This window comes from Hydrogenophaga sp. YM1, from assembly GCF_016903055.1.
Classification (GTDB): Bacteria; Pseudomonadota; Gammaproteobacteria; order Burkholderiales; family Burkholderiaceae_C; genus Hydrogenophaga; species Hydrogenophaga borbori.
The window spans coordinates 4,043,093-4,067,476 of record NZ_CP070223.1; the positions used below are offsets into that span (position 1 = coordinate 4,043,093).

Here is a 24,384-nt window from a genome sequence, read left to right on the forward strand (position 1 = left end):
TGTTCGGTACATACCCTTAGAAGTCCATCAGTGTTTTCCGATATGTTCGGAACCCGATCGCCGGCCACCCCGACATGAACCTGAATCCCCGCCACACCCAACTGCTCGACGAGGTCCGCGCGCACGGCCCCCAGACCATCGAAGCCTTGGCCGAACGTTTCGGCGTCACCCTGCAGACCGTTCGCCGCGACGTGCAGCGCCTGGCCGAGGCCGGCCTGCTGGCCCGCTTCCATGGCGGCGTGCGACTGCCCGGCTCCACCACCGAAAACATCGCCTACCGCCAGCGCCAGGCCATGCAGGCCGACGCCAAGCAGCGCATCGCGCGCGCCGTGGCGGCGCGCGTGCCCAACGGCTGCTCGCTGATCATGAACATCGGCACCACCATCGAGGCCGTGGCGCGCGAGCTGCAGCGCCACCGGGGCCTGCGCGTGATCACCAACAACCTGCACATCGCCTCGCTCATGAGCACCAACCCCGACTGCGAGGTCATCGTCGCCGGCGGACAGGTGCGCGCGGCCGACCAGGGCATCGTGGGCGAGGCCACGGTGGACTTCATGCACCAGTTCAAGGTCGACATCGGCCTGATCGGCATCAGCGGCATCGAAGCCGACGGCACGCTGCGCGACTTCGACTACCGCGAGGTGAAGGTGGCGCGCGCCATCGTGGCGCAGTCGCGCCAGGTCTGGCTGGCCGCCGACCACAGCAAATTCAACCGGCCCGCCATGGTGGAGCTGGCGCGGCTCGACGACCTCGACGCGCTGTTCACCGACGAAGCGCCGCCCGAGCCCTTCAACGCGCTGATCGAGCAGAGCCACGTGGAATGCGTGGTGGCCGGCGAACGCGCGGCGCTCGCCACCTGAAAGCCCCGGAACACGACCGATGAACCCCACCCACCTGCTGGCCCTGGACCAGGGCACCTCCAGCTCGCGCAGCATCGTCTTCGACCGCCAGGGCCGCGTGGTGGCCATGGCCCAGCGCGAGTTCCCGCAGATCTACCCGCAGCCCGGCTGGGTGGAGCACGACCCGCGCGATCTGTGGCACACCCAGCGGGAGACCGCGCGCGAGGTGCTGGCCAAGGCCGGCCTGCGCGCCGGCGAGGTGCGCGCGGTCGGCATCACCAACCAGCGCGAAACCACGCTGGTGTGGAACCGCCGCACCGGCGAGCCGGTGTACAACGCCATCGTCTGGCAGGACCGGCGCGCCGAGGGCGCCTGCGCCGAACTGCGCGAACAAGGCCACGAGGCCCTGGTGCAGCGCAAGACCGGCCTGCGCATCGACGCCTACTTCTCGGGCACCAAGCTGCAGTGGATCCTGGACCACGTGCCCGGCGCGCGCGAACAGGCCGAGCGCGGCGAGCTGGCCTTCGGCACCGTGGACAGCTGGCTGATCTGGCAGCTCACGCGCGGCGCGCGCCACGTCACGGACCACAGCAACGCCGCGCGCACCATGCTGTTCAATGTGAACACACGCGACTGGGACGACGAGCTGCTGGACCTGCTGCGCATCCCGCGGTCCCTGCTGCCCGAGACGCTGCCGTCCAGCGCCGACTTCGGCCAGGTGCACGCCGACTGGCTGGGCGCCGCCTTGCCCATTGGCGGCGTGGCCGGCGACCAGCAGAGCGCGCTGTTCGGCCAGGCCTGCTTCCGGGCCGGCATGGCCAAGAACACCTACGGCACCGGCTGCTTCATGCTCATGCACACCGGCGAGCGCTTCCAGGCCAGCCAGAACGGCCTCATCACCACGTCCTGCGCGCAGGCGCCGGGCCCGGCGCAGTACGCGCTGGAAGGCAGCGTGTTCATCGGCGGCGCGGTGGTGCAGTGGCTGCGCGACGGCCTGCGCGCCATCGAAGCCAGCAGCGGGGTGCAGGCCCTGGCCGAAAGCGTGCCCGACGCCGACGGCGTGGTGGTGGTGCCGGCCTTCACCGGGCTGGGCGCGCCGTATTGGCAACCCGACGCGCGCGGCACCATCACCGGCCTCACGCGCGGCACCACCATCGCGCACATCGCGCGCGCCGCGCTGGAGAGCATCGCCTTCCAGAGCGCGGCCCTGCTGCAGGCCATGAGCCGCGACGCCGTGGCCGCGGGCGGCGTGCCGGTGAGCGAGCTGCGCGTGGACGGCGGGGCCAGCGTGAACGACCTGCTGATGCAGATCCAGGCCGACCTGCTCGGCATTCCCGTGGTGCGCCCCGCCGTGGTGGAGACCACCGCGCTCGGCGCGGCCTACCTCGCGGGGCTGCACGCGGGCGTGTACCAGGGCACGGACGAGCTCAGCGCGCAGTGGCGCGCCGAGCGCCGCTTCGAGCCCCAGATTTCGCGCGCGCGGGCGGCCGAGAAGATGGCGGCCTGGGAGCACGCCGTGCGGCAGACCACCGCCGCCTAGGGCCGCGGCGCGCGGCGACAATCGCGCGCATGAACACGCCCGCATCCCCCTCCCCCCTCATCACCTTCATCGGCGGCGGCAACATGGCCAGCGCCGTCATCGGCGGCCTGCTGCGCCAGGGCCATGCGGCCAGCGCCCTCCAGATCGTCGAGCCCTGGGACGAGCAGCGCGCCCGCCTGGCGCAGCAGTTCCCCGGCGCGGCGCTGTTCGACGCGGCGGGCACAGGGCTCAAGCCGTCGGACCTGGTGGTCTGGGCCGTGAAGCCGCAAACCTTCAAGGACGCCGCGCTGGCCGCCGGCCCGCACCTGGGCAACGCCCTGCACCTGAGCGTGGCCGCCGGCATCACCAGCGACAGCATGGCCGCCTGGCTGGGCACGCAGCGCATCGTGCGCGCCATGCCCAACACGCCCGCGCTCGTGGGCTTGGGCATGACGGGTTTGTTCGCGCGCGACGGTGCCTCGGCCGCCGACCGCGCCCTGGTCGAGCGCGTGGTACGCACCACGGGCGAGCTGGTGTGGGTGGCGGCCGAGCGCGACCTCGACGCCGTCACCGCGCTCTCGGGCTCGGGCCCCGCCTACGTGTTCTATTTCCTCGAGGCCATGCGCGACGCCGGCGCGCGCATGGGCCTGCCGGCCGACACCGCGCTGCAACTGGCCGTGGGCACCTTCGTGGGCGCGGCCACGCTGGCCCAGCGCTCGGGCGAGCCGCCGCAGGTGCTGCGCGAGCGCGTCACCTCCAAGGGAGGCACCACGTACGCCGCGCTCACGGCGATGGAGGCGGCGGGGATGAAGGCGTCGTTCGAGAAAGCCTTGCAAGCGGCGCAGCAGCGCGCCGAGGAACTGGGGCGCGAGTTCGGGAAGTGAGCGTCACCTAGGTGTCAGCCAGAGCAGGCGCACCGGGGGACGGGTTGGACCACGCACGCCTATGATCCCCGCGCCTGCGGCGCCGCGCGCCCCGGGGGGAGGTCGAGTTTCCGGGAGGAACCGAAACCGCGTTTATCACCTGTTTCCAACAAACGAACCCATGACGTCCAACATCAAAATCACCTTGCTCGCCCTCGCCGCCGCCGTGCTGAGTGGATGTGCTTCGGTCAACATGGCCAGCAAAGAGGAGTCCGACAAGGCCAAGCAGTTCAGCGCCCCCGACGCGGGCAAATCCGGGCTCTACGTCTACCGCAACAGCATCGTCGGGCAAGCGTTGAAGAAGGACGTTTGGGTGAACGGCAACTGCCTGGGTGAGAGCGCTTCCAACGTGTTCTTCTACACGCAGCTCGAGGGCAACACGAAGCACAAGATCGAAACGGAGTCGGAGTTCTCACCCAACGCCCTGGAGGTGTTCATGGAAGCGGGCAAAAACTACTTCGTCCGCCAGTTCATCAAATTCGGGGCTTTCGTGGGCGGCGCCGATCTGGAGCAGATCCCGGAAGAACAGGGCAAGGCCGATGTGGCCAAGCTCAGCCTGGCGCAGCCGGGCACCTGCGACGGCAAGTAAGCCGCGCCGAGGCGGCGTCGGCCAGCGGGTTCGCCTCCATGGCACCTGGTGCGAAGGCGAGCGGAGACCGCACGCACGCCGCGCTCAGACCAGGCCAACCGCCACCCCCACGAACAGCGTGAAGCCCAACCAGTGGTTGGCGCGAAAGGCCGCGAAGCAGCCTTCGCGCGTGCGCGCGCGGATCAGCGTGAAGTGCCATGCCACCTGGGCCAGCGCCACGGCCAGCGCGGCCAGCCACGCCAGGGGGCGCAGTTGCGGCCACAGGCCCAGGGTCCAGATCAGCAGGTGCAGCAGGTAGAAGGCCGTCACCGCCGCCACGTCGGCGCGGCCCAGGGTGATGGCCGAGGTCTTCATGCCGATGCGCAGGTCGTCGTCGCGGTCGACCATGGCGTACTCGGTGTCGTAGGCCAGCACCCAGAACAGGTTGCCCAGCAGCAGCACCCAGGCCAGCGGGGGCACGGCCCCCTGCACCGCCGCGAAGGCCATCGGAATGCCGAAGCTGAAAGCCACGCCCAGCACCGCCTGCGGCATGGACACCACCCGCTTGGCGAAGGGATAGGCCAGGGTGATCGCCAGCGCCGCGAAGGACAGCGCGATGGTGAGCGCGTTGGTGGTGAGCACCAGGCCGAAGGCGATCAGCGCCAGCACCGCGCCCACGGCCAGCGCCTCCTTCACCGACACGCGGCCCGAGGTGACGGGCCGCTGCGCGGTGCGCTTGACGTGGCGGTCGAAGTCGCGGTCGGCCACGTCGTTCACGCAGCAGCCCGCGCTGCGCATCAGCACGGTGCCCAGCGTGAACACCAGCAGCAGGTGCCAGCCGGGAAAGCCGCCCGCCGCCACCCACAGCGCCGACAGCGTGGGCCACAGCAGCAGCAGCCAGCCGGCGGGGCGGTTCCAGCGGATCAGGTCGAGCCAGAGCGACAGGCGCGAGGGCGCCGGCGAAGCGGGGGCGGTGGTCGTCACGACAGTCTCTTCACGCCCGGCAGCTCGCAGGCGTAGATGGCGTTGCGCAGCTCGGCGATGGCCTCGTAGCGCGTGAAGCTGCGCCGCCAGGCCAGCACCACGCGGCGCGTGGGCGCCTCGCCCTGGAACGGCAGGTAGCGCACGTAGGGCGAATCGCCCAGGTCGTCGCGGGCCGCCTGGGGGCCGCCCAGGGCCGAGCGCGGCACCGACAGGCGCGGCACCAGGGTCACGCCCATGCCGGCGGCCACCATGTGCTTGATGGTCTCCAGCGAGGAGCCCTCGAAGCTCTTGCGGATGCCCTCGGTGTCGTTGGAGAAACGCGCGAACTCGGGGCAGACCTCCAGCACGTGGTCGCGGAAGCAGTGGCCCGTGCCCAGCAGCAGCATGGTCTCGCGCTTGAGCTCGTCGGCCGTGATGTGGCCCTGCGCGGCCAGCGGGTGCGTGTGCGGCACGGCGGCCATGAAGGGCTCGTCGTACAGCGGCGCGATGGCCAGGTTGGTGTCGGGAAACGGCTCGGCCAGGATGGCGCAGTCGATCTCGCCCAGGCGCAGCTGCTCGAGCAGCTTGGTGGTGAAGTTTTCCTGCAGCACCAGCGGCATCTGCGGCGTGCGTTCGATCACCTGGCGCACCAGCTCGGGCAGCAGGTAGGGGCCGATGGTGTAGATGACGCCGAGCTTGAGCGGGCCGGCCAGCGGGTCCTTGCCACGCTTGGCGATCTCCTTGATGGCGGCGGCCTGCTCCAGCACGGTCTGGGCCTGGCGCACGATGTCCTCGCCCAGCGGCGTGACCGCGATCTCGCTGGCGTTGCGCTCGAAGATCTTGAGCTCGAGTTCCTCCTCGAGCTTCTTGATCGCCACCGACAGCGTGGGCTGCGAGACGAAGCAGGCCTCGGCCGCTTTGCCGAAGTGCTTCTCGCGGGCCACGGCCACGATGTACTTGAGTTCGGTGAGCGTCATGGGCTTATTGTGCCCCCCTGCGCCGCTGCGCGTCTTCCCCCCAGGGGGACCACGCCAGTGGCCCGGCGAAGCCGGTTCCACGGCGTGTCTGGATCAGACACGCGCGCCGGACTGGCTTCAGGCCTTCAGGTACTCGGCCTTGCTGCCGAGCCAGCGCGCCAGGTGCTGCTCGGCCTCGCGCGGGTGCCGGTCCAGCATGGCCTGCGCGGCCCCGCGCGCCCAGTCCAGCAGGTGGCTGTCGGTGGCCAGGTCGGCGAAGCGCAGCAGCGGCGCGCCGGACTGGCGCGCGCCCAGGAACTCGCCCGGCCCCCGGATTTCCAGGTCGCGGCGCGCGATCTCGAAGCCGTCGTTGGTCTCGACCATGGCCTTCAGGCGCTCGCGCGCGGTCTCGCCCAGGCGCCCGCCCTCGGGCGGCGAGTACATCAGCACGCAGGCCGAGGCCGCCGCGCCGCGCCCCACGCGCCCGCGCAGCTGGTGCAGCTGCGACAACCCGAAGCGCTCCGCATGCTCGATCACCATGAGCGAGGCATTGGGCACGTCCACCCCCACCTCGATGACGGTGGTGGACACCAGCACACCCATCTGGCCCTGCTCGAACAGCGACATGACCGCCTTCTTTTCGGCCGGCGACATGCGCGAATGCAGCAGGCCCACCAGCACGCCCGGCAACGCCTGCGACAGCTCGGCGTGCGTGGCGGTGGCGTTGCTCAGGTCCAGGGCCTCGCTCTCCTCGATCAGCGGGCACACCCAGTAGACCTGCCGGCCTTCGTCGATCTGGCCGCGGATGCGCGCCACCACCTCGGCGCGGCGCGCATCGCTCACCACCTTGGTCACGATGGGCGTGCGCCCGGGCGGCAGCTCGTCGATGGTGGAGACGTCCAGGTCGGCGTAGTAGCTCATGGCCAGGGTGCGCGGAATGGGCGTGGCCGTCATCATCAGCAGGTGCGGCTCCAGCGCGCCGCCGGTCTTGCCGCGCAGCGCCAGGCGCTGCGCCACGCCGAAGCGGTGTTGCTCGTCGATGAGGGCCAGTGCCAGGCGCTGGAACACTACCTGGTCCTGAATCACCGCGTGCGTGCCCACCACCAGCGCGGCCTCGCCGCTGGCGATGAGCGCCAGCATCTCCGTGCGCTGCTTCTTCTTCTGGCTGCCGGTGAGCCAGGCCACACGTTTGCCCAGGGGTTCGAGCAGCGGCTCCAGCCAGCCGATGAGCTTGCGAAAGTGCTGCTCGGCCAGGATCTCGGTCGGCGCCATCAGCGCGCACTGCCAGCCCGCGTCGATGGCGATGGCCGCCGCCAGCGCGGCCACCACCGTCTTGCCCGAGCCCACATCGCCCTGCAGCAGGCGGTGCATGGGCACCTGGCGCCCCAGGTCGAGCGCGATCTCCTCGCCCACGCGGCGCTGGGCCGCCGTGAGCGCGAAGGGCAGCGCCGCCAGCAGCTGCTCGTGCAGGCCTTCGCGGCGCAGCGGCAGCGCGGGCGCGCGCAGGGTGTCGCGCTCGCGCTTGGCCAGGGCCTGGGACAGCTGCTGGGCCAGCAGCTCCTCGGCCTTGAGGCGCTGCCAGGCGGGATGGCTGCCGTCCTCCAGCGCGGCCAAGGCTACGTCGGGCGCCGGGTGGTGCAGCTGCTGCAGCGATTCGCGCAGCGTGGGACTCACGCGCGCCGAGCGCTGCAGCGAGGCCAGCAGATCGGGCGGCAGGGTCTCGCGCAGGTCCACCCGGGCCAGCGCGCCCACCACCGCCTTGCGCAGGTAGGCCTGGGGCAGCTGCGCGCTGGTGGGGTAGATGGGCGTGAGCGCGTTCGGCAGCTCGCCGCCCGCCAGCTTGAACGCCGGGTGCAGCATGGTGTAGCCCGCGAAGCCGCCCTTGAGTTCGCCGCGCGCGCGGATGCGCGCCCCCACCGCCAGCGTTTTCTGGTGCGAGGGGTAGAAGCTGAAAAAGCGCAGCGTGCAGGTGTCGCTGCCGTCGTCCAGCGTCACCAGCAGCTGGCGCCGGCCACGGTACTGCACCTCGCTGTGCGTGACCGTTCCCTCGATCTGCACCACCGAGCCCTCGCGCGCCTCGCGCAGGGCCACCACCCGGGTCTCGTCCTCATAGCGCAGCGGCAGGTGCAGCGCGAGGTCGATGTCGCGCTTGAGGCCCAGCTTGTGCATGGCCTTTTGCGGCGCGGACAGGGCCTTGGGCGGGGTCGGGGCGGCGGTGGCGGCGGGTTCGGCCATGGGACAATTCTGCCTTCGCCCCTCCCCCTTCCTTGGAACGGGTCCGTCCGGCCCTCAAGCGACATGACTTCTCCCGTCGACCACCGCCGCTTCACTCTGAGCGACTTCGACTTCGCTCTGCCCCCCGAACTCATCGCCCAGCACCCGGCGCCCGAGCGCAGCGCCTCGCGCCTGCTCGACGGCCGCGCCGACGCGCCGGTGGACCGCGTGTTCCACGAGCTGCCCGGCCTGCTGGACCCCGGCGACCTGCTGGTCTTCAACGACACCCAGGTCATCAAGGCCCGCCTGTTCGGTCGCAAGGCCACGGGCGGTGCCGTGGAACTGCTGGTGGAGCGCGTGCTGCAGAACCACGAGGTGGTGGCGCACATGAAGGTGAGCAAGAAGCCCTTGGTGGGCGCGGTGCTGGAGATGGACGGCGGCTTCAGCGCCGAGCTGATCGGCCGCTGGCCCGACGAGGACGGCGCCCTGTTCCGCTTGCGCTTCAGCGGCGAGCCGCACGCCCTCATGGCCGCGCACGGCCACGTGCCGCTGCCGCCTTACATCGAGCACGGCGACACCGCCGAGGACGAGCGCCGCTACCAGACCGTGTTCGCCAAGCACCCCGGTGCCGTGGCCGCCCCCACCGCCGCGCTGCACTTCGACGAGGCCCTGCTGGCCGCGCTGCGCGCGCGCGGCGTGCAGACGGCCGAGGTCACGCTGCACGTGGGCGCAGGCACCTTCCAGCCGGTGAAGACCGAGAACATCGCCGAGCACACCATGCACGCCGAGTGGTACCGCGTACCCGAGGCCACCATCGCCGCGATCGACGCCTGCCGCGCGCGCGGCGGGCGTGTGGTGGCGGTGGGCACCACCACCGTGCGCACGCTGGAGAGCTGGGCCGCCTTCGGCCGCACCGAGGGCGATACGCAGATCTTCATCACGCCGGGCTTTCACTTCCAGGTGGTGGACCGGCTGATCACCAACTTTCACCTGCCCAAGAGCACGCTGATGATGCTGGTGAGCGCCTTCGCCGGGTATCAGCGCGTGATGGCGCTGTACCGCCATGCCATCGAACAGCGCTACCGCTTCTTCAGCTACGGCGACGCCATGCTGCTGTGCCGGCGCTGACCCCGCGGCGGCTCAAGGCGTTTGCAGCCGGCTGATGTACTCGATCAGCGTCAGGATCCTTGCGCGCACCACCTCGGCCGGCTCGTAGAGGCCGCGCGCCTCGCGCAGTCGCTGCCCCTCCTCGATGCGGTACTCCCGTCCCCAGACGGGCATGTCGCGCACGCCGTGGCTGGGTATGGCGGCGGTGCCCTCGATCACCGCATACATGCGGTTGACCGGCAGCACGCCGCCGTTCTTCTTCGCCAGTTGCGACAGATCCGGCGGACTCTTCTGCAACAGGCCGCCGAGCGGACCGTTGCCCTTGCCGTCCACGCCATGGCACGCGGCGCAGTTGTCGGTGAACTCCAGTTTGCCCAGGTCAACGCTGGCCTGGGGGGCCTGCGCCTGCGCGGCCAGGGTGCCCAGCAGACCGGCCGCCACGGCCGCGTACTTGATCGACTTCTTCATGGGATGCCTCCAGTGGGGTTGAAGCGAAGGCCTCACCACCAAGCCGCAGTGGCGAACCCTCGAATTCATCCTAGGAGGCGCCGGTGCCACCCATGTTGACGCGGCGCAAGTTGCGGGCGCCGCCCCCGCCCGCCTCAGCCCAGGTCCAGGTAGACCCGCCCGCCCTCCACCTTCACCGGCCAGGTCTTCACGGCCTCGGTGGCCGGCGCGCAGGTGGGCGCGCCGCTGCGCACGTCGAAGCGGCCCTGGTGGAAGGGGCACTCGATCTCGTGGCCCTCCAGGAAGCCGTCGCAGAGCTTGGCGTGGCCGTGCGTGCAGAGGTTGTCGGTGGCGAACACCTCGCCGTCGATCGCGAACAGGGCGATGTCGTGGCCCTCGGGCGCGACGGGAATGCCGGCGCCCTCGAACAGGTCGGCCTCGGCGGCCACGTCGGTCCATTGGGGGGTGGTCATGGCGTGCTCCTGCGTCGCGGCGTCAATCGGGCGTCAGGCCGGCGCGCTGGATCACCGGGCGCCAGCGCGCCTCTTCCTCGCGCATGAAGCGCCCCAGCTGCTCCGGGGTGCTGGCGATGACGTCGAAGTACTGGGCCTTGAGTTTCTCGGTGACCTCGGGCTCGCGCAGCACGGCCACCAGGGCCTGGTTCAAACGCTGCACGATGGCCGGCGGCGTGCCGGCCGGCGCCATGTAGGCGAACCAGGGCGCGGCCTGGATGTCGGGCACGCCCGACTCCTTGAGCGTGGGCACCTCGGGCAGCAGCGGCGAGCGCTCCGCCGACGTAATGGCCAGCACCTTGAGCTTGCCGGCCTTGGCTTGCGGCATCACGGTGGCGCCGGGCAGGCAGGCGAAGTGCACGTCCCCCTGCAGCATGGCCGTGACCGCCTGCGAGGACGAGGCGTACGGGATGTGCACCGCGAAGGACTTGGTCTTGAGCTTGAGCAGTTCCACGCCCAGGTGCGAGATGGACCCGTTGCCGGTGGAGGCGAAGTTGTACTGGCCCGGGCGCGCGCGCAGGGCGTCCAGCCAGCCCTTGACCGAGTCCACACCCATGCTGTTGGCCGCGGCGCAGACGTTGGGCGACGTCACGGCCAGCGTCACCGGCACCAGCTCGCGGAACGGGTCGTAGCGCAGGTTCTTGTAGAGGATGGTGTTGTAGACCAGGGGCGCGTTGACCGAGAGCAGGAAGGTCTGCCCGTCGGGCGTGGCCTTGGCCACGTACTCGGTGCCCGAGTTGCCGCCGGCGCCGGGCCGGTTCTCCACGATGAAGGCCTGGCCCAGGCGGGCCGTCAGGCGCTCGTTGACCAGGCGCGCCAGGATGTCGGGCGAGGAGCCCGGGCCGTAGGGCACCACCACGCGCACCGGGCGCTGCGGCCAATCGGCGGCCGGGGCCGCCTGGGCCAGGGCCTGCCCGGCGGCGCCGGCGAGCGTGAGGCCAGCGAGCAGCGCGGCGCAGCGGTTCTGGATGCGGTTCATGTCGGGTCTCCGGTTTCGACGTCGCTCATCTGGGTGAAGTCTGTTTGTTCTCGCGCGATGAAGCCCGCGATCAGCGCGCGGTAGCAGGCCTCCACCACCTCGGGGTAGGCGCCGTGGCGATCGGCCAGGGCCAGCACCTTGTCGATCACCTGCTGCTGGCGCGCCGGCGCCGACACCTGGAAGGCATCGCGCTTGAAGCGGGCCGCGTCCTTCACGTAGCGCCCGCGCTCGGCCAGCAGGGCCACGATCTTCTGGTCCAGCGCGTCGATGTTCTCGCGCACCTCGGCCAGGTTGCGGCACAGGGGCACGTAGGCCGGGTCGTTGAAACGCCGCAGCGGCCCGCCGTGGGGATCGGGCTCTTGGTTGTTCTGGGTCATATCGGGTAGATGATGGCGTTGGGGATCATTTCGCTGTCGTACACGCACAGGCGCTGCGCGAACTTCAGGCCCTGCGGGGTGCGCACCACCACGTCGAGGTAGCGCCCGACGTTGAACACGGTGCTCGGGCCGTCCAGCTTGGTGCGGAACACCGCGTAGTTGGCCTCGCAGTGCAGCGCGCCCTGCTCGTCCATCCGTCGCACCAGCGGCGCACCCACGACGTGGCGCTGGTAGTAGGGGTCGTGGAACAGGGTTTCCTTGATGCCGTACACGCGGTCGCGCAGCATGGCCTGGCTTTCGAAGGACAGCGTGGCCAGCGGGAAGCCGCGCTCGTGGTTCTCGCGCGGCTGCAGCTTGTAGACGCAGTCCTCGGTGAAGAAGCCGGGCCAGAGGTCCCACTGGCCGCTGTCCACGGCCAAGGCGTAGTCGGCGTACAGGGCCTGAAGCTCGTGGTAGAGCGACAGGTCAAGAGAGGTGGTGTCGCGGTTCACAGCGGGGCCTCCATCACCTGGCGCCAGTAGGCGTACATGCCGCGGATCAGGGTCTCGGTGACCATGTGGTCGGTCTCGCCCACCTCGCGGCCGCCGAGTTCGGCCAGCGCCCGGTGGCCGGGTTTGCTCTCGAAGCCCTGCTGCGAGAACTCGATCACCTCGCCGTCGTCGGCGCTGACGAAGCCGCCCGGGCCGAACAGGTTGGCCTGGCGCAGGCGGCGCTGGGTCATCTCGGGCGTGTCGTCCTCGAAGCCGAAGTGCGTCCAGACGAAATCGAAGGCGCCGTGGCCATCGGGCTGGATGTGGCGCGTGGACACGCTGTTGACCTGCTGCTGGAAGATCACGCTGGGGAACAGCGTGGTCATCACCGCCGTGGGTCCTCCCCACCAGGGCTCGGGCACGATGTCCAGGAAGCGCGGGTCCTCCAGCTGCATGCTGGACTTGAAGCTGGAGACCTGCGTGACCTGCGAGGCGCTGCCCGTGGCCTGCCCCGCGCTGCCGCGCGTGGAGATCATGGCCGCGTGGCGGTGGTGCGCGTCCATGCGCAGCTCCGACTTGTTGTCGGCGCGCCAGAGGCCGAAGGTGACGAACCAGGTGTGCAGCAGGCCCGGGTGGTAGGGGTCCTTGATGTTCTCCTGCATCAGCTTCCAGTTGCCGGGGATGCGCTGGCGGTTGTAGCCCAGGATGTTGAGCTTTCGGCCGTTGAACAGGCGGTCGAAGTAGCCCAGGATGGTCGGGCCCATGTAGTCCTCCAGCGACTCCACCTCGGGGTCGAAGGAGGCGAACACCACGCCGCCGCGCACGGCCACCTTCAGTTGCGTGAGGTGGTGCTGCTTGGGGTCGAAGTCGGCCGGCATGCCGCCCTTGACCTGGCCGTCCTGGCGCACGCCGCGGCGCAGCGGCACGCCCTGCAGATCACCATTGAGCGCGTAGCTCCACTGGTGGTAAGGGCAGACGAACTCCTTCTTGTTGCCGTGGCGCTCGCGGCAGAAGCGCATGCCGCGGTGGGCGCAGACGTTCTCCACCACGTGGATGGCGCCACCCTCGGCCCGCACCATGATGACCGAGCGCTCGCCCACCACCGAGCGGCGGTAGTCGCCCGGCTGGGGGATCTCGGCCTCCAGGCCCACGTAGCACCAGTGGCCACGGTAGAAGAAGCGTTCGAGCTCGCGCTGGTGGCGCTGCTGATCGGTGTAGACGGCGAAGGGGATGCGGCTGGTGTCGCCGGCTTCCCAGCGCAAAGCGTCCGGCGCGCCGCCGGTATCGGGCGTGGGGTTCATGGTCTTGTCTCCAAGGGTCGGTGCGCGTGGGGCACCCCGGGATGGTGGCGCGCCGCGCGTCATCCGGCAACGGAATCCAGGTGATACAAGATATTCACAAATAGAATACCGGCCGCCATGGAGCTGTCCGAGATCGACCTGAACCTGCTGGTGGTGCTGCACCAACTGCTGCGCGAGCGCAATGTCTCGCGCGTGGCGGCCAGCCTGGGGCAAAGCCAGCCGGCGGTGAGCAACGCGCTGCGCCGCCTGCGCGAATGCCTGGGCGACGAGCTGTTCCTGCGCAAGCCGCACGGCATGGAGCCCACGCCCTACGCGCAGCAGCTCGCCGAGCCCGTGGCCCAGGCCCTGGGCACGCTGCGCGAGGCGCTCAACGTGCGCGCCTCCTTCGACCCGGCGCATGGCCAGCGCTGCTTCACGCTGGCGCTCAGCGACGTGGGCGAGATCTACTTCCTGCCGGTGCTGATGGACGCGCTGGCCGCCGAGGCGCCGGGCGTGACCCTGCGCTGCGTGCCCGTGGCGCACGAGGCGCTGCGCGAGGAAATGGCCAGCGGCCACGTCGACCTGGCGCTGGGCTCGCTGCCGCAGCTGCAGTCGGGCTTCTTCCAGCAGGCGCTGTTCCGCCAGCCCTACGTGGCGCTGATGCGCGCCGGCCACCCCCTGGCCGGCACCCGCAAGGCCCTGGGCGCGACCCAGTACCGGCAGGCCGCGCACGTGCGCGTGGTGGCCGCCGGCACCAGCCACGGCCAGGTCGACACCGCGCTGGAGCGCCTGGGCGTGGCACGCCAGGTGCACCTGACGGTGCCGCACTACGTGGCCCTGGGCCATGTGCTGGCGGAAACCGACCTCATCGCCACCGTGCCCGAGCGCTTCGCCCAGCGCGCGCTCGGGCCCTTCGATCTGGTCATGCGACCGCTGCTGCTGCGCCTGCCCACCAACACCATCCACCAACTCTGGCACGCCCACCTGCACCGCGACCCCGGCCACCTGTGGCTGCGCGGCCTGGTGGCGCGGCTGTTCGGCGACCTGCCGGCCTGAGGCCGCACCGCTCCCCTGCGCCCATCCATCGAGACACGAGAGATTCCATGCTGACCTTCGAGGTGCTCAAGACCGACCCCACCAGCCACGCGCGCCGCGCCACGCTCACGCTCAACCATGGCGTGGTGCAGACGCCCATCTTCATGCCCGTGGGCACCTACGGCACGGTCAAGGGCGTCACGCCCGCCAGCCTGGAGGCCATGGGCGCGCAGATCATCCTGGGCAACACCTTCCACCTGTGGATGCGCCCCGGACAGGAGGTGATGAAGAGCTTCGGCGGCCTGCACGCCTTCGAGCGCTGGAACAAGCCCATCCTCACCGACTCGGGCGGCTTTCAGGTCTGGAGCCTGGGCGAGATGCGCAAGATCACCGAGCAGGGCGTTCACTTCGCCAGCCCCGTCAACGGCGACAAGCTCTTCATGTCGCCCGAGGTGAGCATGCAGATCCAGACCGGGCTCAACAGCGACATCGTGATGCAGCTCGACGAGTGCACGCCTTATGAGACCAAGGGCCACATCACCACTGAGGCCGAGGCGCGCCAGAGCATGGAGATGAGCCGGCGCTGGGCGCAGCGCTCCAAGGCCGAGTTTCAGCGCCTGGAAAACCCCAACGCGCTGTTCGGCATCGTGCAGGGCGGCATGTTCGAGCACCTGCGCCAGGAGTCGCTGGACGCGCTGGTGGAGATGGACTTCCCCGGCTACGCCATCGGTGGCGTGAGCGTGGGCGAGCCCAAGGAGGAGATGCGCCGCATCATGGCCCACACCCCGCACCGCCTGCCCGCGCACAAGCCGCGCTATTTGATGGGCGTGGGCACGCCGGAGGACCTGGTGGAAGGCGTGGCCTGCGGCGTGGACATGTTCGACTGCGTGATGCCCACGCGCAACGCGCGCAACGGCACGCTGTTCACGCGCTTCGGCGACCTGAAGATCCGCAACGCCCGGCACAAGGCCGACCACCGCCCGCTGGACGAGACCTGCACCTGCTACGCCTGCGCGGGCAGCGGCGGCGTCAGCTGGGCCGAGGGCGGGCGTGAGGGTTTCAGCCGCGCCTACCAGCACCACCTGGACCGCTGCGGCGAGATGCTGGGGCCCATGCTGGCCAGCATCCACAACCTGCACTACTACCTGAACCTCATGAAGGAGGTGCGCGCGGCGCTGGAGGCGGGCACGTTCGGCGAGTTCCGGCAGCGCTTCCACGCGGAGCGCGCGCGCGGGGTCTGAACCTTCGCGGCAGCGCAGCAAATGGCGCGCGATTAAGCTGCGCACCATGAACCGGCCCGCGCCCCCCCGCCACGTCCTGCCCGTCCTGGTGCTCGCGCAGTTCGCGGGCACCTCGCTCTGGTTCGCGGTGAACGCGGTCATGCCCGACCTGCAGCGCGAGCTCGGTTGGGCCACCAGTGCGGTGGGCACGCTCACCTCGGCGCTGCAGTTCGGCTTCATCGCGGGCACGCTGGTGTTCGCATTGCTGGCCATCGCCGACCGCTTTCCGCCGCGCCTGGTCTTTCTGGTCTGCGCCCTGGCGGGCGCGGCCTGTACCGTGGGCGCGTGGTGGACGGTGCGCGACTTCACCTCGCTGCTGCTGTGGCGCTTCGCCACCGGCTTCTTCCTGGCGGGCATCTACCCGGTGGGCATGAAGATCGCCGCCCAGTGGTACAGCAAGGGTCTGGGCGCGGCCCTGGGCCTGCTGATCGCGGCGCTGGTGGTGGGCTCGGCCAGCGCGCACGCCCTGCGCGCCCTCGGCGACGCCCTGCCCTGGCCCACGTTGATGCTGGGCGTGGCCGCGCTGGCGGCCGCGGGCGGCGTGCTGCTGTACGCCGCGCTGGGCGATCCGCCCGGCGCGGCGGCGCGCGTGAGCCAGCTGCAGTGGCGCGCCCTGGGCACCGTGTGGACGGATGCGCGCGTGCGCAGTTCGGTGCTGGGCTACTTCGGCCACATGTGGGAGCTCTACACCATGTGGGTCATGGTGCCGCTGATCCTGGCCACGCGGCTGTCGGGCACCGACCTGTCCTGGGCCGCGTTTCTCGTGCTCGGCGCGGGCGCGCTGGGCTGCGCGGGCGGCGGCTGGGTGGCGCAGCGCTGGGGCAGCGCGCGCGTGGCGGGCGCGCAACTGGCCATGAGCGGCGCCTGCTGCCTGGCCACGCCGCTGCTGTTGGGCGCGCCCGACGCGGCCTTCTACGCCTGGCTGGTGCTCTGGGGCATCACGGTGTCGGGCGACTCGCCGCAGTTCAGCACGCTCACCGCGCGCAATGCGCCGCCGCAGGCGGTGGGCAGCGTGCTCACGCTCACCAACAGCATCGGCTTCGGCATCAGCATCGCGAGCATCCTGCTGTTCGTGTGGCTGGCCGGCTCGGTGCCGCTGGGCGCGCTGCTGCCCTGGCTGGCCCTGGGCCCCGCGCTCGGCCTGTGGGCGCTGCGCCCGCTGCTGGCCGAGGAAGCGGCGCCGCGCTGATCAGCCCTTCGGCTCCAGAAACGCCTGCGGGTCGGGCAGCGGCGTGGTGTTGACCTGCATCTCCTCGGGCCTGAGCTGTTCGGTGAAGCCCTCGATGGAGCCCATGCTGCGGCGGTCGCGCCGCGCCACGGGCGCCGACATCAGATAGGCCACCGACAGGCGCCCCAGCGCGCGCAGCGAATCGAGGTGGGTGCGCTCCTGCGCGTGCGAGGCGTCGGCGCCGAAGCCGATGAGCGCGGTGCGGATGTCGTTGCCGGCCTCGACGGCGGCGGCCGAGTCGCTGCGGTAGAACTTGAAGACGTCGCGCCGGTGCTCGATGCCATGCGCCTGCGCCAGCTTGATGAGCTTGTGCGAGAGGTGGTAGTCGAAAGGCCCCGACAGGTCCTGCAGGCAGATGGTGACGGCGCGCTCGTCGGTGGCCTGGCCGGGCGCGGCGATGGCGATGTCCAGGCTCACCATCTCGGCAATGTCGCCGTGCAGCGCGGCCGAGGCGCCCGACCCCACTTCCTCGGTGATGGTGAACAGCGGGTGCACGTCCACCGGCAGGGGCGCACCGCTGTCCTGCATCGCCTTGCAGGCGGTCAGCAGCACCGCCACGGCGGCCTTGTCGTCGAGGTAGCGGGCGTTGATGTAGCCGCCGGGCTGCACCTCGGGCTGCGGGTCGAAGGCGATCCAGTCGCCCACGTGCACGCCGGCCTCGGCGAGATCGGCCCGGCTGTGCAGCGGCAGGTCCAGCCGCACCTCGACGTTGTCCCAGGTGTTGGGCTGGGCGTTGATGGCATCGCCGAAGGCGTGGCCCGAGGTCATCAGCGGCAGGCAGGTGCCGCGGATCTGCTGGGTGTCGGTGAACAGCGTGAGCCGCCCGCCCTCGGCGAAGCGCGAGGACCAGGTACCGATGGGCACCACGCCCACGCGGCCGTTGTCCTTCAGCTCGCGCACCATGGCGCCGAGCGTGTCCAGGTGGGCCACGATGGCGCGCGCCGGGTGCCGTTCCTGGCCACGGAGCGTGGCGCGGATGGCGCCGCGGCGCGTGATCACGTAGGGAATGCCCAGTCCATCGAGCCGGCCCGCGACGTAGCGCACCACGGCGTCGGTCAGGCCCACGGGGCTGGGAATGGCGAGCAGCTGCAGCAGGGTCTCTTCGAGGTAGGCCTCGTCGAGCGGCGGCAGGGGGGTGCGGGCGTCGTCGCTGGTGTTCATGGTGCGGTGGGCGCCGCCGCTGCGGTGCCAGGAAAGAGCAGGTCCACGAAGCGCTGCGCCGTGGGTTGGGGCTCGTGGTTGGCCAGGCCCGGGCGTTCGTTGGCCTCGATGACCACGTAGTCGGGGCCCTCCACCGAGGGCACCAGGAAGTCCAGGCCGGTGACCGGGATGTCGAGCACGCGGCTGGCGTGTTCGGCCGCCGTGCGCAGCGCGGGGTGCAGGCGGTCCGTCACGTCGTGGATGGTGCCGCCGGTGTGCAGGTTGGCGGTGCGCCGCACGGGCAGCGATTCGCCGAAGGGCAGCACGTCGCCCAGCGCATGGCCCTGGCCGGCCAGGCAGCGCCGGGTCTCGCCGTCCACGGGAATGCGCGACTCGCCGCCCGTGGCCGCCGAGCGGCGGCGGCTCTGCTTGTCGATGAGCTCGGCGATGGTGGACTGGCCGTCGCCCACCACGGTGGCGGGCTGGCGCACGGCGGCGGCCACCACCTGGTGGTTGATGACCACGATGCGCAGGTCCTGCCCTTCGCAGAACTGTTCCAGCAGCACGCCACCGCCGAAGTGGCTGGCGTGTTCGATCGCGGTCTCCACCTCGTCGATGGACGTGAGGTTGACCGCGATGCCCTTGCCCTGCTCGCTGTCCACCGGCTTGACCACCACGGCCCCGTGCTGGCGCAGGAAGGCCTCGTTGTGCTCGCGGTCGCTGGCCGTGGCCTGGGCCGGCACCGCCAGTCCCGCGCGCGCCAGCAGGCGCGAGGTCACGCGCTTGTCGGCGCAGCGGCTCATGGCCACGGCGCTGGTGAGTTCGCTGAGCGACTCGCGGCAGGTGACGCCGCGCCCGCCGTGGGTGAGGCGGAAGTAGCCGTGCTCGGCGTCGATCACTTCGACGCGGATGCCGCGCCGCTGCGCCTCGTCCACGATGATGCGCGCGTAGGGATTGAGGCCGTCGCTGTCGCTGCCTTCGGTGAACAGGGACTCGTTGATGGCGTTGCGCCGCTTCACCGCGAACACGGGGATGTTCTGGAAGCCCAGCTTGCGGTAGAGCGCGATGGCCTGGGCGTTGTCGTGCAGCACCGACAGGTCCATGAAGGCCCGGCCACGCGCGATGAAGAGCTCGGCCAGGTAGCGCGTGAGCGCTTCGCCGATGCCCGGGTGGCTGGCCTGCGGCGCCACAGCCAGGGCCCAGAGGCTGCTGCCGCCATTGTTGTCGCCGAAGGCCTCGCTGTGGTCCAGGCCCATGGCCACGCCCAGCACCTCGCCGCTCTGGCGGTCCTCGGCGAGCACGTAGACGGTGGCGCGGTCGCCGCGCTCGCCCCAGACGCGCGCCGGGTCCACCGGCACCATGCGGCGCGCGCGGTAGATGGCGTTGATGGCCGCGACGTCGGCGCGCGAGCGCAGGCGCCGGATGGTGAAGCCCTGGCGGCGCGCGCGCTGCGCCGCGTAGGTGTTGAGCGCCAGGCGGAAGGTCTCGGACGGGTCGACGAACAGCTGCTGCGGCGCATGCGAGACCACCACGTGCGGCTTGTCCAGGTAGAAGGCGATGTCGCGCTCGCCCGGCGTCTCCTGCAGCAGGGCCTGGGCGACGGCGGCCGGGTCGTCGAAGGTGTGACCGGCGATCAGGCGGCCCCAGCCGCAGTGCACGCTGGCGTCGCGCCGCTCGGCGGCCTGGTGGGGAATGGGCGAGCGCCCCAGGCGCAGGGCGCGCGGGGCGTGGTGGCGGACGGTGCTCATCTCGTGTGTCTCCTCTGGTGGGTCAGCGCAGGTGGGTCTGCAGCCACAGCTCCAGCAGGCCGAGCTGCCAGAGCTTGGAGCCGCGCAGCGGCGTGATGTGCTCACCCGGCGCGGCCAGCAGCGTCTGGACATAGCCCTCGCGGAACAGCCCGCGCTCGCGCGCGGCGCGGCTGTGCAGGGCGTCCTGCACCATGGCCAGCACGCGCCCCTGCAGGTGCTTGAGCGCGGGCACGGGGAAGTAGCCCTTGGGGCGGTCGATCACCTCGCGCGGCACGATGCGCCGCGCCACGGCCTTGAGCACGCCCTTGCCGCCATCGGCCAGCTTGTGGCGCGCGGGAATGCGCGCGGCCAGTTCCACCAGCTCGTGGTCCAGGAAGGGCACGCGCGCCTCCAGGCCGAAGGCCATGGTCATGTTGTCCACGCGCTTGACCGGGTCGTCCACCAGCATCACGGTGGTGTCCAGGCGCAGGGCCTGGTCCACCGGGTCGCTCGCGCCCGGCGCGTGCAGGCGCTCGGCGACGAAGGCGCGCGTGTGGTCCTCGCCCAGCCAGGGGTCCTGCAGCACGGCGCGCATCTCGGTGTGGTCGCGGTCGAGAAAGGCGGCCGCGTAGTCGTCCACCGGGCGCTGGCTGCCGTCCAGCTTGGGGTACCAGTGGTAGCCGCCGAACACCTCGTCGGCGCCCTGCCCGCTTTGCACCACCTTGCTGTGGCGCGCCACGGCCTCGCTGAGCAGGTAGAAGCCGATGCAGTCGTGGCTGACCATGGGCTCGCTCATGGCCTCGATGGCGGCGGGCAGGCGGTCCAGCAGCTCGGACTCGGGCACGAACAGGCGCTCGTGCGTGGTGCCGAAGTGGCGCGCCACGGTGTCGGCGTACACGAACTCATTGCCGCACTCGCCGCCCACGTCCTCGAAGCCGACGTTGTAAGTGCGCAGGTCGCGCACGCCCTGCTCGGCCATCAGGCCCACGATGAGGCTGGAGTCCACGCCGCCCGACAGCAGCGCGCCCACGGGCACGTCGGCCACCAGGCGGCGCTTCACGGCCGTGCGCAGGCCGTCGAGCAGCAGCTCCTGCCAGTCGTCGAAGGAGCGCTGCTCGTCGCTGGCGTCGCGCTCGAAGGACAGGGACCAGTAGCACTCCTCGCGCTGCTGGCCGTCGGGGTCCACGTGCAGCAGCGTCCCGGGCGCCAGCTTGCGCACGCCACGCAGCAGGGTGCGCGGCGCCGGCACGATGGCGTGCAGCGACAGGTAGTGGTGCAGGCCGATGGCGTCGATGCCGGCGTCCACCCCGCCCCCGGCCAGCAGCGCCGGCAGCGTGGAGGCGAAGCGCAGGCCGCCCGGCACCGGCGCCAGGTACAGGGGCTTGATGCCCAGCCGGTCGCGCCCCAGCAGGAGCTTGCCGCTGTCGCGCTCCCACAGGGCGAAAGCGAACATGCCCTGCAGGCGCCGCACGAAGCCCGGCCCCCAGGCGTGGTAGGCCTTGATCAGCACCTCGGTGTCGCCGCTGGAATGAAAGCGGTAGCCGCGCGCGACCAGGTCCTCGCGCAGTTCATGGTGGTTGTAGATGGCGCCGTTGAAGACCACGCCCAGCCCCAACAGCGGATCGGTCATGGGCTGCTGCGCGGCGTCCGACAGGTCCATGATCTTGAGCCGCCGGTGGCCCAGGCCGAGGCGGTCGACGACCAGCAGGCCCTGGCCGTCGGGCCCGCGGGCGCTCTGCCGGTCGTTCATGCGCGCGATCGCGCCGGGGTCGACGGCCCGGCCGTCGAAACGTATCTCTCCTGCAAGTCCACACATGGCGGTGCTGCCCTCCTGTTCGGATGGCCGGTCGGCGCCAAGGCGGTGCTTCGGGAACGGCGGTCGGACCGGGCAGCGCCGGACAGAACCTGGAAACAGCGGGGAGAAGACGTCGATCGGCCGGTGCACGTCCGAGGCGGGCGGCCGGCGGAGCCGGCCATGCGGGAAGCGAATCGCCCAAGGGCGCCCGGCACCGCCGGGGCTCCCCCCACACCGTGGCACGGGGTGCACGCGGGTTGATGATGGGGTGGAACGGCTCATCATACTCAAATGAGCATGATGTTCAAGTTTTAATTGCGTTTTTTCATATTATGAAGACCGACGCGCCCCCCCGGAGGAGCGCACCACGGAGCGAGTGCCAAAAAAGAACCGGTTCTTGGAACCGGTTCAAACGCTGGAGACAATCGGTACCGCTGTTCGATACGTCTCTACCGGCCCCGGAACAGGCCCAGCAGCATGGAGCCGAGCGCCAGCACGAGGAAGATGACGAAAAGGATCTTGGCGATGCCGGCCGCGCTGGCGGCGATGCCACCAAAACCCAGCACGGCAGCGATCAAGGCAATGACGAAGAAAACCACGGCGTAATGCAGCATGTCTGGCTCCTCTGCGAGGCCGCTGCCGCGACCCCGGCGTTGCATTCACAACGACCACCGTTGTGATGGCTTCACTCTAGGCATTCGCCGACCCGCGCGCTGCAAGTGCGCACCGCATCGACCTGTAGGACCCCACCGACGGACGGGCGCCGTGTCGGTGCCGTCCGACGCCGACCCGTCGCGCACGCCGACGGCGCCGCGCGGGGCCGCGCCGCACACTGCGGGCGACCCCACTGCGCCCCCCACACCATGCGCCACGAGGACCTCGACCCGCCCCGCCCCCTGCCCCCCGCCCGCTGGTGGTTCGCCTGGGCCTGGCTGTGCGCGCTCACGCTGTACCTGCTGGCGGGCTGCACCAGCCTGCCGCCGCGCGAGCCGCAGCTGGCCCAGGCCGGCGGCGGCCCCGGCCTGGTCACCGTGCGCGGGGCCGACGGCGTGCTGTCGAAGGAAGAGAAACGCCAGACCCTGCGCGAGCTGAGCCAGGAAGGCCGCCACGAACTGCTGCGCCACCACCTGCGCACGCTCACGCAATCGGGCGACGCCGACCTGTACCGGGGCAACCGCACCCGGCTGCTGGTGGACGGCCCGGCCACCTTCGGCGCCATGAAGGCGGCGATCGCCCAGGCGCGCGGGCGCATCCTGCTGGAGAGCTACATCTTCGAGGACCAGGGCGTGGCCGCCGAGGTGGCCGATCTGCTGTTGCGCCGCGCCGCCGACGGCGTGAAGGTGGCGGTGATCTACGATGCGGTGGGCTCCATCACCACGCCGGTGGCGTTCTTCCAGCGGCTCAAGGACGGGGGTGTCGCCGTGTGCGAGTTCAACCCCATCAACCCGGTGCGCCGGCCCGGCTACTGGGGCATCACGCACCGCGACCACCGCAAGCTGCTGGTGGTGGACCAGCAGGTGGCGTTCACGGGGGGCATCAACATCAGCCGGGTGTACGGCTCGGGATCGGCCTCGTGGCGCCGCTCGGCGCCCCCGGCCGGGGCCTCGCCCATCGACGATGGCTGGCGCGACACCCAGATCGAGCTGCGCGGCCCCGTGGTGCCGGCGCTGGCGAAGGTGTTCGAGACCACCTGGCGCGAGCAGGGCTGCCCGGGCGGGCTCGGTGAGCCGCCCGACAAGCCGCTCGCCGCCGAGCCCGGCGAACGCGTGGTGAAGGTCCTGGCCAGCGACCCGCGCGACGACGGCAACCGCATCTACACGGCGCTGGTCGCGGCGATCGACGCGGCGCAGGTGGAGGTGCACATCGCGATGGCCTACTTCGCGCCCGGCGAGGTGTTCGTGCAGGCGCTGTGCGACGCCGCGCGGCGCGGGGTGTCGGTGGAGCTGGTGCTGCCGGGCCGCAGCGACTCCTCCCTGGTGCTGCACGCAGGGAGGTCGTACTACACGCAGCTGCTGCAGGCCGGCGTGCGCATCTTCGAGATGGACCAGGCCGTGATGCACGCCAAGACGGCCGTGATCGACGGCGTGTTCTCCACGGTGGGCTCCAGCAACCTGGACTGGATCAGCTTCGTCGCCAACAACGAACTCAACGTGATCGTGCTGGGCGAGGAGTTCGGCGGCCAGATGAACGCGCTGTTCGAGCGCGACCGCCAGGCCTCACGCGCCGTGACGCTGGAGGCCTGGGAACGGCGCGGCCTGGGCGGGCGGCTGATGGAGGGCGTGGGGCGGCTGCTGGAGCGCTGGCTGTGAGCCGGCGGCGGCCGCCTACTGGATCAGGCCGTTCTTCAGCGCGTAGTACGTGAGCTCGCTGTTGCTGGCGAGCTTGAGCTTCTCCAGCACACGCGTGCGGTAGGTGCTCACGGTCTTGACGCTCAGGAACATGGACTCGGCCATGCTGCCCACGGTCTCGCCCTTGGCCAGGCGCAGGAAGACCTGCAGCTCGCGCTCGGACAGCAGCTCGTGCGGCAGGCGCTCGGCGTCGCCGACCGCGTTGTCGGCCAGCAGCTCGGCCACCGAGGGGCTGATGTAGCGCCGCCCGCGCGCCACCAGGCGGATGGCGTTGACGATCTCCTCCGGCTCGCATTCCTTGTTGAGGTAGCCGCTGGCGCCGTAGCGCAGCAGCGTGGTGGCGTACTGCGCCTCGGGAAAGCCGCTGAGGATGAGCACCGGCAGATCGGGAAAGCGCGCCTTGATGGCCTGCAGCGCGTCCACGCCGCTGTGGTCGGGCATGGAGATGTCCATCAGCAGGACGTCCACCTCGCCGCCGCGCGCCAGCTCCAGGGCCTCGCGGCCGTTGTTCGCCTCGCCCGTCACTTTCAGGTCCACGTGTTCGCCGAGGAACTGCCGCAAGCCGGAGCGCACGATGGCGTGGTCGTCGACGATGCCTACCTTGATCATGTGTCTTTCATGGATGAAGCGGAGCGCTGCAATTTAGCAGGCCCGCCGCGCGCCCGGGGTCGGACGCT

23 protein-coding genes are annotated in these 24,384 nt (G+C 70.8%); 9 read left to right on the forward strand and 14 right to left on the reverse strand.

What is annotated here, in order from left to right:
• Positions 1 to 74: 74 nt before the first annotated feature.
• The 4 genes from JNX00_RS19050 to JNX00_RS19065 all read left to right on the forward strand — a co-directional run bounded on the left by JNX00_RS19050 (position 75) and on the right by JNX00_RS19065 (position 3,870).
• Positions 75 to 860, forward strand: a complete 786-nt coding sequence (locus JNX00_RS19050) for a DeoR family transcriptional regulator (protein WP_070399509.1) — start codon at positions 75 to 77, stop codon at positions 858 to 860.
• A 19-nt stretch (positions 861 to 879) separates the two neighbouring features.
• Positions 880 to 2,379, forward strand: a complete 1,500-nt coding sequence (glpK, locus tag JNX00_RS19055; RefSeq protein ID WP_204743249.1) for a glycerol kinase GlpK — start codon at positions 880 to 882, stop codon at positions 2,377 to 2,379.
• A 29-nt stretch (positions 2,380 to 2,408) separates the two neighbouring features.
• Positions 2,409 to 3,242, forward strand: coding sequence for a pyrroline-5-carboxylate reductase (gene proC, locus JNX00_RS19060; RefSeq protein ID WP_070399507.1), 834 nt, complete (start codon positions 2,409 to 2,411; stop codon positions 3,240 to 3,242).
• Positions 3,243 to 3,402: 160 nt separating this feature from the next.
• Positions 3,403 to 3,870 carry a DUF2846 domain-containing protein gene (locus tag JNX00_RS19065; protein ID WP_070399506.1) on the forward strand — a complete coding sequence of 156 codons (468 nt, stop codon included), beginning with the start codon at positions 3,403 to 3,405 and terminating at the stop codon, positions 3,868 to 3,870.
• Positions 3,871 to 3,954: 84 nt separating this feature from the next.
• Here the strand turns inward: JNX00_RS19065 and ubiA are convergent, their stop codons facing one another.
• The 3 genes from ubiA to recG form a co-directional block, all read right to left on the reverse strand.
• A complete protein-coding gene (ubiA, locus tag JNX00_RS19070; protein WP_204743251.1) occupies positions 3,955 to 4,833 on the reverse strand; it encodes a 4-hydroxybenzoate octaprenyltransferase in 879 nt (292 codons plus the stop codon).
• Positions 4,830 to 5,789 carry a hydrogen peroxide-inducible genes activator gene (locus JNX00_RS19075; protein WP_070399504.1) on the reverse strand — a complete coding sequence of 320 codons (960 nt, stop codon included), beginning with the start codon at positions 5,787 to 5,789 and terminating at the stop codon, positions 4,830 to 4,832. The genes ubiA and JNX00_RS19075 overlap by 4 nt, the downstream gene beginning before the upstream one ends.
• A 117-nt stretch (positions 5,790 to 5,906) precedes the next feature.
• Positions 5,907 to 8,003, reverse strand: a complete 2,097-nt coding sequence (gene recG / locus JNX00_RS19080; RefSeq protein WP_070399503.1) for an ATP-dependent DNA helicase RecG — start codon at positions 8,001 to 8,003, stop codon at positions 5,907 to 5,909.
• Between the two features lie 63 nt (positions 8,004 to 8,066).
• Between recG and queA the strand changes: the two genes are divergently transcribed.
• A complete protein-coding gene (gene queA / locus JNX00_RS19085; protein ID WP_204743253.1) occupies positions 8,067 to 9,110 on the forward strand; it encodes a tRNA preQ1(34) S-adenosylmethionine ribosyltransferase-isomerase QueA in 1,044 nt (347 codons plus the stop codon).
• Between the two features lie 12 nt (positions 9,111 to 9,122).
• Here queA and JNX00_RS19090 read toward each other — a convergent pair whose 3' ends face one another.
• The 6 genes from JNX00_RS19090 to JNX00_RS19115 form a co-directional block, all read right to left on the reverse strand.
• A complete protein-coding gene (locus JNX00_RS19090) occupies positions 9,123 to 9,557 on the reverse strand; it encodes a c-type cytochrome (protein WP_204743255.1) in 435 nt (144 codons plus the stop codon).
• 134 nt (positions 9,558 to 9,691) lie between these two features.
• On the reverse strand, positions 9,692 to 10,009 hold the full coding sequence (locus JNX00_RS19095; protein WP_070399500.1) for a non-heme iron oxygenase ferredoxin subunit: 318 nt from the start codon (positions 10,007 to 10,009) through the stop codon (positions 9,692 to 9,694).
• 22 nt (positions 10,010 to 10,031) lie between these two features.
• On the reverse strand, positions 10,032 to 11,027 hold the full coding sequence (locus JNX00_RS19100) for a tripartite tricarboxylate transporter substrate binding protein (RefSeq protein ID WP_070399499.1): 996 nt from the start codon (positions 11,025 to 11,027) through the stop codon (positions 10,032 to 10,034).
• On the reverse strand, positions 11,024 to 11,404 hold the full coding sequence (locus JNX00_RS19105) for a chorismate mutase (protein ID WP_204743257.1): 381 nt from the start codon (positions 11,402 to 11,404) through the stop codon (positions 11,024 to 11,026). The genes JNX00_RS19100 and JNX00_RS19105 overlap by 4 nt, the downstream gene beginning before the upstream one ends.
• Entirely contained in the window at positions 11,401 to 11,895 is a 495-nt protein-coding gene (locus JNX00_RS19110) for an aromatic-ring-hydroxylating dioxygenase subunit beta (protein WP_070399497.1), read from the reverse strand. The genes JNX00_RS19105 and JNX00_RS19110 overlap by 4 nt, the downstream gene beginning before the upstream one ends.
• On the reverse strand, positions 11,892 to 13,175 hold the full coding sequence (locus tag JNX00_RS19115; protein WP_070399496.1) for an aromatic ring-hydroxylating dioxygenase subunit alpha: 1,284 nt from the start codon (positions 13,173 to 13,175) through the stop codon (positions 11,892 to 11,894). The genes JNX00_RS19110 and JNX00_RS19115 overlap by 4 nt, the downstream gene beginning before the upstream one ends.
• 117 nt (positions 13,176 to 13,292) lie before the next feature.
• Here JNX00_RS19115 and JNX00_RS19120 point away from each other — a divergent pair, with 117 nt between their 5' ends.
• From JNX00_RS19120 to JNX00_RS19130, 3 genes are read left to right on the forward strand one after another with little or no spacing between them, the layout of a single operon-like run.
• Positions 13,293 to 14,210, forward strand: coding sequence for a LysR family transcriptional regulator (locus tag JNX00_RS19120; protein ID WP_070399495.1), 918 nt, complete (start codon positions 13,293 to 13,295; stop codon positions 14,208 to 14,210).
• Between the two features lie 47 nt (positions 14,211 to 14,257).
• Positions 14,258 to 15,430, forward strand: coding sequence for a tRNA guanosine(34) transglycosylase Tgt (tgt, locus tag JNX00_RS19125; RefSeq protein WP_204743259.1), 1,173 nt, complete (start codon positions 14,258 to 14,260; stop codon positions 15,428 to 15,430).
• 46 nt (positions 15,431 to 15,476) lie between these two features.
• Entirely contained in the window at positions 15,477 to 16,658 is a 1,182-nt protein-coding gene (locus tag JNX00_RS19130) for an MFS transporter (RefSeq protein WP_070399561.1), read from the forward strand.
• On the opposite strand, the gene JNX00_RS19135 is transcribed toward JNX00_RS19130, so the two are convergent.
• The 4 genes from JNX00_RS19135 to JNX00_RS19150 all read right to left on the reverse strand — a co-directional run bounded on the left by JNX00_RS19135 (position 16,659) and on the right by JNX00_RS19150 (position 21,973).
• Positions 16,659 to 17,858, reverse strand: coding sequence for an osmoprotectant NAGGN system M42 family peptidase (locus JNX00_RS19135; RefSeq protein WP_204743261.1), 1,200 nt, complete (start codon positions 17,856 to 17,858; stop codon positions 16,659 to 16,661).
• Positions 17,855 to 19,585: an N-acetylglutaminylglutamine synthetase gene (ngg, locus tag JNX00_RS19140; protein ID WP_204743263.1), complete on the reverse strand. Its 1,731-nt coding sequence runs from the start codon at positions 19,583 to 19,585 to the stop codon at positions 17,855 to 17,857. Before ngg ends, JNX00_RS19135 begins: the two co-directional genes overlap by 4 nt.
• Positions 19,586 to 19,607: 22 nt before the next feature.
• The gene (locus JNX00_RS19145; RefSeq protein WP_204743265.1) at positions 19,608 to 21,380 is read right to left on the reverse strand and encodes an N-acetylglutaminylglutamine amidotransferase; all 1,773 of its coding nucleotides are present in this window, start codon (positions 21,378 to 21,380) and stop codon (positions 19,608 to 19,610) included.
• A gap of 428 nt (positions 21,381 to 21,808) precedes the next feature.
• Entirely contained in the window at positions 21,809 to 21,973 is a 165-nt protein-coding gene (locus JNX00_RS19150; RefSeq protein WP_009515886.1) for a DUF1328 domain-containing protein, read from the reverse strand.
• Positions 21,974 to 22,222: 249 nt separating this feature from the next.
• Between JNX00_RS19150 and JNX00_RS19155 the strand changes: the two genes are divergently transcribed.
• The gene (locus JNX00_RS19155) at positions 22,223 to 23,668 is read left to right on the forward strand and encodes a phospholipase D-like domain-containing protein (protein WP_204743267.1); all 1,446 of its coding nucleotides are present in this window, start codon (positions 22,223 to 22,225) and stop codon (positions 23,666 to 23,668) included.
• 15 nt (positions 23,669 to 23,683) lie between these two features.
• Here the strand turns inward: JNX00_RS19155 and JNX00_RS19160 are convergent, their stop codons facing one another.
• The gene (locus JNX00_RS19160; RefSeq protein ID WP_070399489.1) at positions 23,684 to 24,316 is read right to left on the reverse strand and encodes a response regulator transcription factor; all 633 of its coding nucleotides are present in this window, start codon (positions 24,314 to 24,316) and stop codon (positions 23,684 to 23,686) included.
• Positions 24,317 to 24,384: the final 68 nt, after the last annotated feature.